Source organism: Sphingopyxis sp. (genome assembly GCF_035565275.1).
Classification (GTDB): Bacteria; Pseudomonadota; Alphaproteobacteria; order Sphingomonadales; family Sphingomonadaceae; genus Sphingopyxis.
The window spans coordinates 1-13,702 of the sequence record NZ_DATMST010000079.1 but is presented as its reverse complement, the minus strand read 5'-3'; the positions used below and the strand labels follow the sequence as shown (position 1 = coordinate 13,702).

The following is a 13,702-nucleotide window of genomic DNA, read 5'->3' as shown; positions in this document are numbered from 1 at the left end:
ATGATCTCCTCGGCGCGCGACCAGGCGAGCTGCACCGGCCGCTTGACCTCGAGCGCGACGATCGCCGCCTGCACCGCGACGCTATGGTCGAGGCACGCATCGAACGAACCGCCGGCCATCATCGGGAACAGGATGACGTCGGCCACGGATAGCCCTGTCGCACGTGCGATCGCCTCGCGGCATTGCGCGGGCGCCTGCGTTGCGACCCAGACACGCACCCGAGCACCGTCGGGCGCGGCGGTCGCGGTGCGCGTTTCGATGGGCGCGTGCAGCGCGGGCGCGACGGCATATTCGGCGGCGACCTTCGTTCGCCCGCGCATCGCTTCGTCGACATCGCCCTTGCCCGAAATGCGATAGCCTTCGCCCTTCAGCGCCGTTTCCAGTGCCTTGTCGATGCCGCCCGTCGAAACCGGCGTCCCAGCGGTCTCGAACACGGGGGCGAAGCGATCGAGCGCGCGGTTCGCGGCCCACCAGTTGCGCGCGACCGTGGCAACCCAGCGATCGTGCGTCACGACGTTGAGCAGCCCCGGCGACGCCATCCCCTTCTTGCGGTCGATGCTCTTCAGCCGCGTGGCACCGAGCGGCCCCTGCCGGATCGCCGCAAAGACCATGTCGGGCAGGCGGATGTCGCCCGCATAATTGGCCGACCCGTCGATCTTCGCCGGCAGGTCGAGCCGGGTCAGTTCCTTGCCGTAGAGCGGGTCCGGACTGCTCGCGCGATAGACGGGCTCGGCGGGCGGCTCGAGCAAGGCGGCAGCCGCGGCAACGTCGCCAAAGCGGAGCCTCTTCTTACCGAAAATGACGAACCCGTCCTGCGTGTCACACTGTTCCCAGTCGGCATCCCAGCGCTTCGCCGCCGCCATCATCAGCAGCGCGCGCGCCTGCGCCGCTGCCGCGCGGCACGGCGCTTCGAACATCCGCACCGACGAACTGTTCGCGGTCAGCATCACCGCATGGCGCACCGCCCATTCGCGGCGCGCCCAGCTGCGCACGTCGGATACGAAATCGGGAACACCCGCGCGCGGAGTAAAGACTGCGCTATCTTCGTCGACGAGCAGCGTATTGGTGTAGAGCGGGTTGATCGGCGCGGTTTCGACTGCGATCGTCCGCCAGTCGGCGCCCAGTTCGTCGGCCATGATCTGCGGCAGCAGCGTCGTGACGCCCTGACCCATCTCGCACTGCGGGACGATGGCGCTGATATGTCCGTCGTCGCCGATCTTGAGGAAGGCGTTGAAAATATGTTCGTCGCGCGCGGTGGAGAGGTTCGGCCGGTAATCGCGCGGCCACAGGCTCCACGCGATCGCGAGCCCGCCCGCCGCGGTCGCGCCGACCAGAATCCGGCGGCGGCTGACGTGCGGTCTGCCGCTCCCTTTCCCCACAGTGTCGCGAATGCCGGCCATGCCCGCCGCTGATAGTCAGGCGGGCGAATCGGCGCAAAGAAAATCGGCCTTTCGGGCGGGCGCGCCCGGTCTGCTATTTTTCCGACAGCGCAAAATCGACGCGCACCGAAACCTGCGATTCGCTGACGCCGGGGTTGAAGGGCGGGGCGGCTGCGGTCTGCGGCGCCGCCTGATTGGCGGCGGCGTCCATCTCGTAATAAGGCATCGGCGGCGCGCGATCGCCCCCGTCGCGGATGACCAGCACCCGGTCGATCTTCAACCCGGCGGCTCCTGCATAGGCTTCGGCGCGCGCCCGCGCCGCGCGATAGGCGGCGGCGTAGGCCGATTTGGTCGCGGCTTCCTGATCGGACACGCGCAGCGTCGGCCCCGACAGGACATTGGCGCCGGCCTGCGTCGTCGCGGCGACGGCCTCGCCCGCCTTGTCGACCGCGCGCATCCGCACCTCGACCTGATTGACCGCCTCATATTTGCCCTTGTTCGCACCCCAGTCGATGCGGTTGACGGTGAGCTGGCGGGTCTGAAGGTCCTTTGCCGCGACGCCGAACGACTTCAGCGCCTCGGTCACCTTTGTCATCGTCTCGTTATTGCGCCGCGTCGCTTCCTCCGCCGACGCCGCGATCGTGCTGACCCCGGCGGTAAAGCGCGCCTCGTCGGGCCTGGTTTCGGAGCGGCCGGTCGCCGAGACCGAGAGCAGGGTTTCGTCATGCTCGACCCCGCGCGGATCGGCCGGCCTGTCGCCGCACGCGCCGAGCGCGAACAGCGGAAACAGCATAAGGGTCTGGCAGCGCATATGATTTCTCCCGTCCTGGCTCCTTAGCGTATGACGGGGGGAACGGTTCCTTACCAGCCCCAGGGAGCGGGCGGCGGCGCCACGGGTTTGGCATAGTCGAACGCGACACGGAAATGCCGTCCTTCGCGATTCAGACCGTAGGTAAAGCCGGCGGCGGTGGTCTCGATCGACCAGATATTGGTGGTCGAAACGCCGCGGCCGGTCGCCTCGAACATCGCGATCGATTCGGCATCGACGGGAAAGCTCTGCCGTGTCGCCGTGCCGGCATCCGCCGTATCGCCGCCGTACAGCGTATCTGCGTCGGGCGTGCCGTCGGCGTGGCGATGGTCGTGCTTCAGGCGAAGACCGGCCGGGGTCCGGCTGACGATCCACGTGCGCGACCGGTCCCAGCCGCCATCGGGGCCGAGCCCGTCGATGTGAAAGGGGATCTCGATCCGGTCGGCGGTGCAATGGCGAATGTGCATCACCATCGCCTTGCCGCGCATCTCGGCGTCGGCCTCCTGATCGCTCGCGAGGCGGCCAGCATAGGCCTTGCCGCAGCGCGCCGAAAGTGCGTCGAAAAAAGCGTCCTGCGGGTTGCTGGCGGCAGGCTTCGTTGCACAGCCCGCCAGCGCAGTCGCGGCGAGCAACGGCAGCGCGGCCCTCATTTGAGCAGGCCGAGCCGCGGAATTTCGATCTTGGGACAGCGGTCCATGACCACCGTCAGCCCCGCCGCTTCGGCGCGTTTGGCCGCGGCTTCGTTGATGACGCCGATCTGCATCCACACCGCCTTCGCACCATGGACGATCGCTTCGTCGACCGCGGCGCCGGCATCGGCGCTGTTGCGGAAGATATCGACGATGTCGGCTGGCGGCTCGACATTGGCAAGCGTCGCGACGACGGGGGCGCCGTGGATCGTCGATCCGGCATGGCCGGGGTTGACCGCGATCACGTCATGGCCCTGGCGGACGAGGAAGGCGAGGACGCCGTTCGATGCGCGTGCGGGATTGGGCGAGGCGCCGACGACGGCAATGCGGCGCGGGCCGGACAGGAGTTCGCGAATTTCACCTTCGTCGTTGATCGCCATCATTTCCTCTTTCGTGCCTGTAGCCAGTCGGCCACTTTCGCCGCTATCGCATGGAATGGTTCACCGGCGGGATCGGTTCCGGCCGCCGGCGGAACCCCGCCGTCGCTCGCGAGGCGGACGCCGATCGACAGCGGCACGCGGCCGAGGAAGTCGAGGCTCATTGTCTTCGCTGCCGCCTCGGCGCCGCCGTTTCCGAACGGGTCGCTGAGCTCGCCGCAATGCGGACAGGCATATCCCGCCATATTCTCGACCAGCCCGATGATCGGCACGCCGGCCTGTTCGAACAGGCTGATCGCGCGGGTCGCGTCCATCAGCGCGAGATCTTGCGGGGTCGACACGATCACCGCGCCGGCAGGCTTGTGCTTCTGGATCATCGTCAGCTGGACGTCGCCGGTACCCGGCGGCAGGTCGACGACGAGCGTGTCGATATCGCCCCAGCTCGCGTCGACGAGTTGTTCGAGCGCCTTGCCCGCCATCGGGCCGCGCCACGCGATCGCCTGTCCGGGCGCCGCGATCTGGCCCGTGGACAGCATCGGCACGCCATAGGCGTTGGGGACGGGTGCGAGCTTGGATCCGCGCGCTTCGGGCTTCACGCCCTCGCTATCCATCAGTCGCGGCTGCGACGGGCCGTAGATATCGGCGTCGACGAGCCCGACCTTCACACCCAGACGGTGCAGCGCGACGGCGAGGTTGGCGGCGAGCGTCGATTTGCCGACGCCGCCCTTGCCGCTGCCCACCGCGATGAGCGTCATCGCCTTCTTCTCGGCGGTCATCGCGACGCGTACTTCATGCACGCCCGGTTTTCCGAGCAGGCCGGCGCGGAGCTTGTCCTCGAGCGGCCCCCGGTCTTCGGCGGCGAGCCCCGTGACGTCGAGGACGATCGCGAGCGTCCCCGAATCGTCGAGAAAACGGAGGCCCGAGGTGCGTCCGCCGGTCAGGTCGGTCGCGATGCTGGCGAGGGGAGCGGTGTCGGTCATGTCCCGGCCAGATAGGCATGATCCGTCGGTTTGCCAGCCATTTTCACGCGCACCCCCTGTTAATCGCGCCCATCGCCCCTATAAAAGCCTTATGAACGACAAGATTGACGGCAGCATGGGACGCCGCAGCCCGAGAGGATTGCGGCAATTTTTCCATCAGATCAGCCAGATGGCGAACAGCCCGTGGGGCAGCGGCCCCGGCAAGGGCGGCGATGACGACGGGAAGGGCGACGGCAAGAAACCTGGCCCGCGTAACCCGTGGGTCACGCCCGATCCCGCCGACCAGCGGCGCGCGCAGAAACCGCGTGGTCCGTCGGCTCTCGACGAACTGCTGCGCAAGGGGCGCGGCGGTTTCGGCGGCGGCGGTTCGGGCGGGGGCGGCGGTGTGAATCTGCCCGAATCGGCGCGCCTCTGGAAATGGGGTCTGCTCGCCGCGGTGATCCTGTGGATCGGCTTTTCGTCGGTAAGGATCATCGGCGAAGGCCAGGCCGGCGTCGTAACGACGCTCGGCAGCTATTCGCGCACCATGGGGCCCGGCATCAATTTCAAGCTGCCCGATCCGTTCGAACGCGCGCAGATCGAGGATGTGCAGTCGATCCGCGAGCTCAAGATCGGCGCAACGAGCAATGAATCGCAGAACTTCGTCCTGACGCAGGACCAGAATATCATCAACCTCGGTTACGAGGTGCGCTGGCGCGTCCGCGACCCGCACCAGTATCTGTTCCAGATCGCCGATCAGGAAAACACGATCCGCGAGGTCGCCGAAAGCGCGATGCGCGCGACGGTCGCGAACTACACGCTGACCGACGCGATCGGCCCGCGCCGCGCGAGCATCGAGAGCGAGGTGCGCGCGCGTATGCAGCAGCTGCTCGACCGCTATCGGGCGGGCGTGACGATCGAGGCGATCCAGCTACAGCGCGCAGTCCAGCCCGAACAGGTGACCGACGCCTTCAACAAGGTGACCGCGGCGCAGCAGGAACGCGAATCGAATATCAACGACGCCGAGGCCTATGCCAACACCGTGCTCGAACGCGCGCGCGGCGAGGCGGCGGCGTTCGACAAGATCTACGAACAGTACAAGCTGGCGCCCGAAGTGACGAAGCGGCGGCTTTATTATGAAACGATGGAGCAGGTGTTGGCGCCGGTGGACAAGGTGATCGTCGAATCGGGCGGGGTGACGTCCTATCTTCCGCTCCCCGAACTGCGCCGCCGCGCTGCGGAAGCGCCGGCGACGGCTGCAGCTACGGTGGAGGGCGGCCGATGAACATCTTCGACAGCCTTTTCGGCCGGCCGCTGCGGCTGATCTTCATCCTGCTCGTCGCGCTGGTGATCGCCGCGATGACGCTCGTCATCATCCCCGAGGACAAGCAGGCGATCGTCATCCGTTATGGCCAGATCAACAGCGTGGTGAACAAATATCACGCGAACGAACGCTTCGGCAGTGCCGGCGCGGGCCTGCTCGCGCGTATTCCGGTCATCGATTCGGTGGTGTTCTTCGACAAGCGCATCCTCGGCGCGAACATGCAGAACGAACGCGTGCTCACGACCGACCAGTATCTGCTCGAAGTCGACGCCTTCGCCCGGTTCCGCATCATCGATCCGGCACGGACCTATACGTCGATCCGCAGCGAGGAGAATCTGAAGGCCCAGCTGACGTCGATTCTCGGATCGTCGCTGCGCAACGAACTCGGCAAGCGCAGCTTCGCTTCGTTGCTGTCGGCCGAGCGCGGCAATGTGATGACCAACATCCAGAACGCGCTCAACCGCGAGGCGAAGCGTTATGGCGCCGAGGTGATCGACGTGCGGATCAAGCGCGCCGACCTTCCCGCCGGCGTTCCGCTCGAGGCGGCGTTCAACCGCATGCGATCGGCGCGCGAGCAGGAATCGGTTTCGATCCGCGCGCTGGGGCAGAAGGAAGCGCAGATCATCCGCGGTAACGCCGATGCCGAAGCGGCGCGCATCTATGCCGAAAGCTATGGCAAGGACGCCCAGTTCTACGATTTCTACCGGGCGATGCAGAGTTACCGGCAAACCTTCCTCGGCGACGCGTCGAAGGGGGCCGACAATTCGATCATCCTGTCGCCGAACAGCGATTATCTGCGCCGTTTCCGGGGTGACTGACCGGAGGATGCGAGCATGAACGGTGCGTGCAACCTCCGTTCATGTTCAAATGCCGTTCAGCCATCCAGCCGCAGACAGCCGCAGCCGGGACTTTAAGAGTTTTTCGCAAGAGAAAAGGAATTTCGATCGTGCGTTACGTATATGGCATCACTTCGGCCTTGCTGGCGGGTGGCACCGCCTTGGCGCTGGTCACCCAATCCCCGGTCGGCGCGCAGGTCGCGCAGAATGAAAAAAGCGAAATCGCCAAGGTCGTCCCCAGGTCGGGCGCGCCCGAAAGCTTCGCCGACCTCGTCGAGCAGCTCCAGCCCGCGGTGGTCAACATCTCGACCAAGCAGGAAGTGACGCTCGGCGTCCGGCTCAATCCCTTTGCCGGAACGCGTGAGCCGATCACGCAGGAACAGCAGGGCGGCGGATCGGGTTTCCTGATCTCGGCCGACGGCTATATCGTCACCAACAACCACGTCATCTCGGGCGGCCCGCGCGGCGAAGAGGTGAACCAGGTCACGGTGACGCTGACCAACCAGAAGGAATATAAGGCGACGATCGTCGGCCGTGACGTCGCATCCGACCTCGCGCTGCTCAAGATCGACGCGGGCGGGCTTCCCTTCGTGAAGTTCGCCGACAGCAGTTCGGCGCGTGTCGGCGACTGGGTGGTCGCGATCGGCAACCCGCTCGGCCTCGGCTCGACGGTAACCGCGGGCATCATCTCGGCGGTCCAGCGCAACCTCGGCAGTGGCGGCGCCTACGACCGCTACATCCAGACCGATACCGCGATCAACCGCGGTAACTCGGGTGGCCCGCTGTTCGACCTTCAGGGCAATGTCGTCGGCATCAACAACATGCTGATTTCGCCCGTCGGCGCGAACATCGGCGTCAACTTCGCGATCCCCGCTGACGCGGCGATCCCGGTGATCAACGCGCTGCGTTCGGGCGAGAAGATCCAGCGCGGCTATCTCGGCATCGGCATTGCGCCCGTCGACGAGGATCTGGCGGCGGCGCTCGGCCTGCCCAAGGATCGCGGCGAATTCGTCCAGCGCGTCGAAGAAGATCAGGCGGCGGCGAAGGCCGGGCTGAAGCGCGGCGACGTCGTGACCAAGGTCAACGGCAAGGACGTCACGCCGCAGCAGACCCTGTCGTACATCGTTTCGAACACCAAGCCCGGAACGCGCATCCCGATCGAGGTTATCCGCGACGGCAAGACGATGACCCTCAATGCGGTCGTCGGCACGCGCCCGCCCGAGAGCGAGCTGGCGGGCACGAACTTCGACCCCGAGGACGAACAGGCGGTTCCCGAGGATCCGACCGGTGCCGCCGACAAGACGATCCAGGAAGCGCTCGGCCTGTCGGTACAGGTGGTAACGCCCGACATCGCCCGCGCGGTGGGGGTCGATGCCGGAACCAAGGGGCTGGTGATCGGAGCCGCGTCGGCGAACAGCGACGCGGGCCGCAAGGGCCTGCGCCGTGGCGATGTGATCCTCAGCGTCAACCGCGCACCGGTGGCGACCAGCGATGCGCTCGCCAAGGCGGTCGCCGACGCGAAGAAGGCGGGCCGCGACGCGGTGCTGCTTGAAATCCTGCGCCGCGGCGGCCCGTCGGCCTTTATCGCGGTTCGCGTCAGCAAATAGGCGCGTCGGCGCTGAACAAAACGGGCGTCCGGCTTCGGGCCGGGCGCCCTTTTTCTTTGTCCTGCGGTCAAGGTGTTCTTATTATGTTCGGGTCAACGAATCGGGAGAATGGATCATGATCGGTTATGTGACGCTGGGAACGAGCGATATTGCGCGGGCGGCCGCTTTCTACGATGCGATTGCCGCCGAACTCGAAACGCCGCGGATGATGGAATATGAAACCTTCATCGCCTGGGGCAAGCCGGACGGCGGTGCGGGAATCGGCCTGACCAAGCCGTTTGACGGCAACGCCGCTTCGGTCGGCAACGGCGTGATGGTCGCGTTGCAGGCAAAGGACAAGGAACAGGTCCACCGCCTCTACGACATCGCGCTTGCGAACGGCAGAACCTGCGAGGGTCCTCCGGGACCGCGCGGCGAAGGATTTTACGCCGGCTATTTCCGTGATCCCGACGGCAACAAGCTCAACGCCTTCATCATGGGGTGAAGACTGCGGGGGCAATGGCGGTTTTGGGGTGGCTAAGCGCCGAAAGGCATATGCCCCTCCTCGTCCGTTTGCACCCTTCGCGCCGCCACGAAAAAGCGGCTTCAGGGTGAAGTTCGCCGGTTTCCCCTCGCGCCTCCGCATCGGCCGATGCACCGGTTTGGCGATTGCCTGACCCGATCCGTGGCTCTACCCTCGACGCAGGTTATCAAGCGGAGGACAGCGGGTGAGCGACGGCAGCACGGCAAGCGAAATCTATATCGGGCTCGGCGGGGGCGGAGCGGCCGACGGACCGCGCCAGTCGCTCGTGCTCAAACGCGCGAACCGTCACGGGCTGATCGCGGGTGCGACCGGCACCGGCAAGACGGTCACGCTGCAAGGCCTCGCCGAAGGCTTCTCGGCGGTCGGCGTCCCGGTGTTCGTGGCCGATGTGAAGGGCGACCTCGCCGGCATGGCGATGGCGGGCAGCCCCACCGCAAAGACGCACGAGATTTTCGCTGCGCGCGCCGCCGAAATCGGCGACAGCGAATGGGCCTATCGCGACAATCCGGTGATCTTCTGGGACCTGTTCGGCGAACAGGGGCACCCCGTCCGCACGACGGTTTCCGAAATGGGGCCGCTGCTGCTCGCGCGGCTGATGGGGCTCAACGAGGTGCAGGAAGGCGTGCTCGCGATCGCGTTTCGTGTCGCCGACGAGCAGAATCTGCTGCTTCTCGACATGGGCGACCTGCAGGCGATGCTCGCCTGGTGCGCGGAAAATGCCGACGAACTCACGACGAAATACGGCAATGTGTCGAAGGCGACCGTCGGCACGATCCAGCGGCAATTGCTGACGCTGCAGAGCCAGGGCGGCGATCATTTCTTCGGCGAGCCCGCGCTCGACATCCAGGACATGATCCGCACCGATGAAAACGGCCGCGGCTATGTGAATATTCTCGCCGCCGACAAGCTGATGGCGAGCCCCAAGCTCTATGCGACCTTCCTGCTCTGGCTTTTGAGCGAGATGTTCGAAACGCTTCCCGAGGTCGGCGATCCCGACAAGCCGAAGCTCGTCTTTTTCTTCGACGAGGCGCATCTGCTGTTCGACGACGCGCCGCCTGCGCTTGCCGAAAAGATCGAACAGGTCGTGCGCCTGATCCGTTCGAAGGGGATCGGCGTCTATTTCGTGACGCAGAACCCGATCGACATTCCCGAGGATGTCGCGGGCCAGCTCGGCAACCGCGTCCAGCACGCGCTACGCGCCTTTACTCCGCGCGATCAGAAGGCGGTCAAGGCGGCTGCCGAAACCTTCCGGCCCAATCCCAGGGTCGATGTCGCGCGCGAGATCACCGAGCTCAAGGTCGGTGAAGCGCTGGTGTCGTTGCTGATGGCCGATGGCGCGCCGTCGCCGGTCGAGCGCACCCTGATCAAGCCGCCCTGTTCGCGCGCGGGTCCGCTCGACGCCAAGGAGCGCGCGATCATCAGGTCGATCTCGCCGGTCGAGGGCAAATATGACACGCCGGTCAACCGCGAGAGCGCCGAGGAACTGCTTGCCGCCAAGGCCGAGCAGGCACAGGCGGCGGCGATTGAGGCAAAGGCACAGGTCGAGGCCGACAAGCAGGCTGCGATCGCCGCCAAGGAAGAGGCGAAGCGCAAGGCGGCCGAGGAACGCGAGCGCCTGCGGCTCGAAAGGGCTGCGGCACGCGAAGCCGCCAAGCCCTCGATGACCGAAAAAATGGTCCAGTCGGCGGCGCGTTCGGCGGCGACAAGCCTTGGCCGGCAGGTTGCGGGCAAGTTCGGCGGCCAGTTGATGCGCGGCATATTGGGCAGCCTGTTCAAATGACAGGCATCGCGGCGATGGAGGCGAGCCTCGCTGCCGTCGCCGATGCCGGGATCGATATCCGCCACGCGCTGTTCGACCGTTTCTTCGCCGCCTATCCGGACCGGCGCGCGAGCTTCATGGTGATCGACGCTTCGTCGCGGCGGATGACCGACGAGACGCTGCAGATGATGTTCGGGCTCGCGAAGGGCGAAAGCTGGGTCTGGCCGCTGGTCACCGAACTCGTCCACACGCACCGCGCCTACGGCCCGCTGCCGATCGCCGAATATGACGCCTTCATCGACATGGCGGTCGTCGAGCTCGGCGCCGCGGCGGGGGCGGCATGGACCGCCGGTTGCGCGGCAAGCTGGCAAGAGCAGGCGGAGGCGCTGAAGGCGATGATTCGCAGGGCGCGCGCCGAATGGCAGGCGGCGCTACCCGATCCGGTGACCGCCGCCTGACCGGTTGCACTTTGCTACTCGACTCGCCGGGCGAGTTGCGGCAGCTTCGCCGCCGATGACAAAACCGATATTGCCTGGAGAGGTAGCCGCCGCCGTCGTCGACCCCGTCGCATACGGCAATTGGGAATCGCTGCACGAACAGCTCGCGTGGGCGCGCGCCAATGCGCCGCTTGCGGTTGCGGAAAATCCCGAAGTCGATCCCTTCTGGCTGGTGACGCGTCACGCCGATATCATGGCGATCAGCCGCGATCCGGCCCGTTTCGCGAACGGGCTGCGACCGACCGTCCTCACCAACCGCGCCGGCGAGGCGATCGCACGCGCGGCGACACCGAACAATGACGGCCACCTGATCCGCTCGCTGGTGCAGATGGATGCGCCCGACCACATGAAGTACCGGCTGCTGACCCAGAGCTGGTTCATGCCGAAGAATCTCAAGGCCGTCGAAGACCGCGTCCGCCAGATCGCGCGCGAAACGGTCGACCGGATGCTGGAAACGGGCGGCCAATGCGACTTCGCGCGCGACGTCGCGGCCAATTATCCGCTGCGCGTCATCATGGACATATTGGGGGTCCCGCCCGAGGACGAGCCGCGTATGCTGATGCTGACGCAGCAATTGTTCGGGTCGACCGATCCCGAACTGAACCGCAGCCGCGAGGCGATCACCAGCGCCGAACAGGCGATCGCGATGCTCAATTTCGTCATCGCCGATTTCGAGAATTATTTCGGCGCGCTGACCGCCGACCGCCGCGCCCACCCGCGCGAGGATATCGCGACGGTCATCGCGAACGCCATGGTCGGCGGCGAACAGATCCCCGACCGCGAGCTCGCGGGCTATTATATGATCATCGCGACCGCGGGGCACGACACGACGAGCGCCTCGACCGCCGGAGCGATCATGGAGCTGGCGAGGAACCCGGCGCTGTTCGAACGTTTTTGCGCCGCCGACAGCGACAAGGCGGGGCTTATCGACGAAGCGATCCGCTGGACGACGCCGGTCCAGCATTTCATGCGCAGCGCGAGGGAAGACGTCGAGATCGGCGGGCAGACGATTCGCGAAGGCGACTGGCTGATGTTGAACTATGTTTCGGCAAATCGCGACGAGGGCGTGTTCGACGATCCGTTCACCTTCGATCCCGACCGCGAGAAGAATCAGCAGATCGCCTTCGGATTCGGCGCGCATGCTTGCCTTGGCCAGCATCTCGCGCGCATGGAGATGCGCATCCTGATGGAAGAACTGCTGCCGCGTCTGAAAACCCTCGAGCTTGCGGGCGAGCCCGCGCGCGTCGAGTCGGTGTTCGTCGGCGGTCTGAAACGCCTGCCAATCCGGTTCGGGGTCTGACCCGATTCGCCGCGAGCGGACCGCCGGGCAGCCCGGATGGAACAAAGTGCCTCCTGGCCGCGTTACTCGCTGGCTAAAAAAGGAGTTTTGCAATGAACCTCTGGAAAAAGGCTGCCGTCTCTCTCGCCGCAACGTCGATCGTGTTTGCGCCGGTGGTTGCTTCGGCAGCGCCTGCGCTGAACAGTGTGAATGCGGTTTCGGTCACCGACGGTCAGAATGAACTCGAAGGTGCGAGCTGGCTTGCGATTGTGCTCGGTCTTGCGATCGTCGCCGGCGGCATCTGGCTGGTCGTCGACGATGACGGCGACGATGATCCGGTCAGCCCCGGCTAAGCTTTCTCGTTCGGAAAGAAACGCGCTACGACCTCGCTCGCCAAGCGGGCGGGGCGTAGCGTTTCTGCATCTATGCAGCACCAGCTCGATTTGACTTCGGCGAGCACATCCTCGCCGCGCTTGATGATCGTCTCGTAAAAAGCGCGCGCGCCCTGCACCTTCTCGAGAATCACCGTCGCGATGACCTGATCGTCGAGGAAGGCGGGGCGGCGGTAGGTGATCTCGTGCTTCAGTGCGACCCAAAGATGCGCCGCAACCGCGTCGGGCGGCGCGATATGGCGCCAGTGCGCGAGCACCGCTTCCTGCACCCAGCTCAGATAATGGGCGTTGTTGACGTGCCCCATGAAGTCGATGACGTCGGGTCCGACCTTGATGTCATGATCGTGGGGCAGGGCAGCGCTACTCATATCGTTGACATTAGTGTCAACAATTCGTGACGGAAAGATGAAACTGCGGATGATTTCATGTTTCCGCTGCCGTTTCCCGCATCAGCGTGAGCAATCAACCCCGCCCTCGATAGGGCGCCACGCCCTGATCGGGGAGCCACAGCGCCTCGGGCGGCGTTCCGGACTGCCAGAAGACGTCGATTGGAATGCCGCCGCGCGGATACCAGTAGCCGCCGATGCGCAGCCAGCGCGGCCGCATCTCGTCGAACAGGCGGCGCCCGATGCCAACGGTGCAATCCTCATGAAAGCCCGCATGGTTGCGAAAACTGCCGAGGAAGAGCTTGAGACTCTTCGATTCGACGATCGTTTCGCCGGGCGCATAGTCGATCACGAGATGCGCGAAATCGGGCTGCCCGGTCACCGGGCAGAGCGACGTGAATTCGGGCGCGGCGAAACGGACGAGATAAAGTTCGCTCGCACGCGGATTGGGCACATAATCGAGGACAGCCGCTTCGGGAGAGGCAGGAAGTTCGCTGGACTGGCCGAGATGTTTCGGCGCGAGCGGGGTAGGGGTAGAATCGGTCATGGAAAGGCTCTAGTGCGCAGCGCGGCCAATGTCATCCGGGCCATGATTTCCCGCGATGGTTGGCCGCGAGGTTCAGCGCCAATTCAGCGGCGCGGGCGAGATATGGGTAGTTTGGGATCGCGGACAAGATGACGGTGCGTAACTTCGGGCGTGAGCAGGCGGCAACGCTTGCGCTGGCGGCGGCGATGCTGGCGGCGGGCGCGCCTGTCGTTGCGCAGGATAGCGGTAATCCGACCTCTTCGCCCACGCGTCCGCTCGATTTCCGCCTGCCGCCTGCCGACGACGGCCGGTCGCCGGGCGTCCAGGGGCCCTCGGACAACGGTTTGCCCCCGGTCGCGCC

15 protein-coding genes and 1 pseudogene are annotated in these 13,702 nt (G+C 65.7%); 9 read left to right on the top strand and 7 right to left on the bottom strand.

The window, feature by feature from the left end:
* From VN047_RS06220 to VN047_RS06200, 5 genes are all read right to left on the bottom strand, one after another.
* Window positions 1–1,400 (bottom strand): molybdopterin cofactor-binding domain-containing protein (locus tag VN047_RS06220; protein WP_325541125.1); only part of this gene is annotated, 1,400 nt, incomplete at its 3' end.
* 73 nt (window positions 1,401–1,473) lie between these two features.
* Window positions 1,474–2,190 (bottom strand): SIMPL domain-containing protein, encoded by a 717-nt coding sequence (locus tag VN047_RS06215; protein ID WP_325541123.1) that lies wholly within the window; start codon window positions 2,188–2,190, stop codon window positions 1,474–1,476.
* A gap of 50 nt (window positions 2,191–2,240) precedes the next feature.
* The gene (locus tag VN047_RS06210; RefSeq protein WP_325541121.1) at window positions 2,241–2,837 is read right to left on the bottom strand and encodes a hypothetical protein; all 597 of its coding nucleotides are present in this window, start codon (window positions 2,835–2,837) and stop codon (window positions 2,241–2,243) included.
* Window positions 2,834–3,256, bottom strand: coding sequence for a CoA-binding protein (locus VN047_RS06205; RefSeq protein ID WP_325541129.1), 423 nt, complete (start codon window positions 3,254–3,256; stop codon window positions 2,834–2,836). Before VN047_RS06205 ends, VN047_RS06210 begins: the two co-directional genes overlap by 4 nt.
* On the bottom strand, window positions 3,256–4,233 hold the full coding sequence (locus tag VN047_RS06200; RefSeq protein ID WP_325541119.1) for an Mrp/NBP35 family ATP-binding protein: 978 nt from the start codon (window positions 4,231–4,233) through the stop codon (window positions 3,256–3,258). Before VN047_RS06200 ends, VN047_RS06205 begins: the two co-directional genes overlap by 1 nt.
* A gap of 91 nt (window positions 4,234–4,324) precedes the next feature.
* Between VN047_RS06200 and hflK the strand changes: the two genes are divergently transcribed.
* The 8 genes from hflK to VN047_RS06160 all read left to right on the top strand — a co-directional run bounded on the left by hflK (window position 4,325) and on the right by VN047_RS06160 (window position 12,390).
* Window positions 4,325–5,497 (top strand): FtsH protease activity modulator HflK, encoded by a 1,173-nt coding sequence (gene hflK / locus VN047_RS06195; RefSeq protein ID WP_325541117.1) that lies wholly within the window; start codon window positions 4,325–4,327, stop codon window positions 5,495–5,497.
* Window positions 5,494–6,354, top strand: coding sequence for a protease modulator HflC (locus tag VN047_RS06190; RefSeq protein ID WP_325541115.1), 861 nt, complete (start codon window positions 5,494–5,496; stop codon window positions 6,352–6,354). Before hflK ends, VN047_RS06190 begins: the two co-directional genes overlap by 4 nt.
* Before the next feature lie 128 nt (window positions 6,355–6,482).
* Window positions 6,483–7,979: a trypsin-like peptidase domain-containing protein gene (locus VN047_RS06185; RefSeq protein WP_325541113.1), complete on the top strand. Its 1,497-nt coding sequence runs from the start codon at window positions 6,483–6,485 to the stop codon at window positions 7,977–7,979.
* A 115-nt stretch (window positions 7,980–8,094) separates the two neighbouring features.
* Window positions 8,095–8,463 carry a VOC family protein gene (locus VN047_RS06180; RefSeq protein WP_325541111.1) on the top strand — a complete coding sequence of 123 codons (369 nt, stop codon included), beginning with the start codon at window positions 8,095–8,097 and terminating at the stop codon, window positions 8,461–8,463.
* A gap of 223 nt (window positions 8,464–8,686) precedes the next feature.
* Window positions 8,687–10,282, top strand: coding sequence for a helicase HerA-like domain-containing protein (locus VN047_RS06175; protein ID WP_414712670.1), 1,596 nt, complete (start codon window positions 8,687–8,689; stop codon window positions 10,280–10,282).
* Complete coding sequence (locus tag VN047_RS06170; protein WP_325541109.1) at window positions 10,279–10,719, top strand: hypothetical protein; 441 nt, start codon at window positions 10,279–10,281, stop codon at window positions 10,717–10,719. The genes VN047_RS06175 and VN047_RS06170 overlap by 4 nt, the downstream gene beginning before the upstream one ends.
* A gap of 55 nt (window positions 10,720–10,774) precedes the next feature.
* Window positions 10,775–12,058 carry a cytochrome P450 gene (locus VN047_RS06165; RefSeq protein WP_325541107.1) on the top strand — a complete coding sequence of 428 codons (1,284 nt, stop codon included), beginning with the start codon at window positions 10,775–10,777 and terminating at the stop codon, window positions 12,056–12,058.
* Between the two features lie 92 nt (window positions 12,059–12,150).
* Entirely contained in the window at window positions 12,151–12,390 is a 240-nt protein-coding gene (locus VN047_RS06160) for a hypothetical protein (protein WP_325541105.1), read from the top strand.
* On the opposite strand, the gene VN047_RS06155 is transcribed toward VN047_RS06160, so the two are convergent.
* Both VN047_RS06155 and queF read right to left on the bottom strand, forming a co-directional pair.
* Window positions 12,387–12,797 carry a thioesterase family protein gene (locus VN047_RS06155; protein WP_325541103.1) on the bottom strand — a complete coding sequence of 137 codons (411 nt, stop codon included), beginning with the start codon at window positions 12,795–12,797 and terminating at the stop codon, window positions 12,387–12,389. The genes VN047_RS06160 and VN047_RS06155 overlap by 4 nt on opposite strands.
* Window positions 12,798–12,891: 94 nt before the next feature.
* A complete protein-coding gene (gene queF / locus VN047_RS06150) occupies window positions 12,892–13,362 on the bottom strand; it encodes a preQ(1) synthase (RefSeq protein WP_325541101.1) in 471 nt (156 codons plus the stop codon).
* 128 nt (window positions 13,363–13,490) lie between these two features.
* On the opposite strand from queF, the pseudogene VN047_RS06145 reads away from it, so the two are divergent.
* A pseudogene (locus VN047_RS06145) lies at window positions 13,491–13,702 on the top strand (hypothetical protein); the annotation flags it as partial.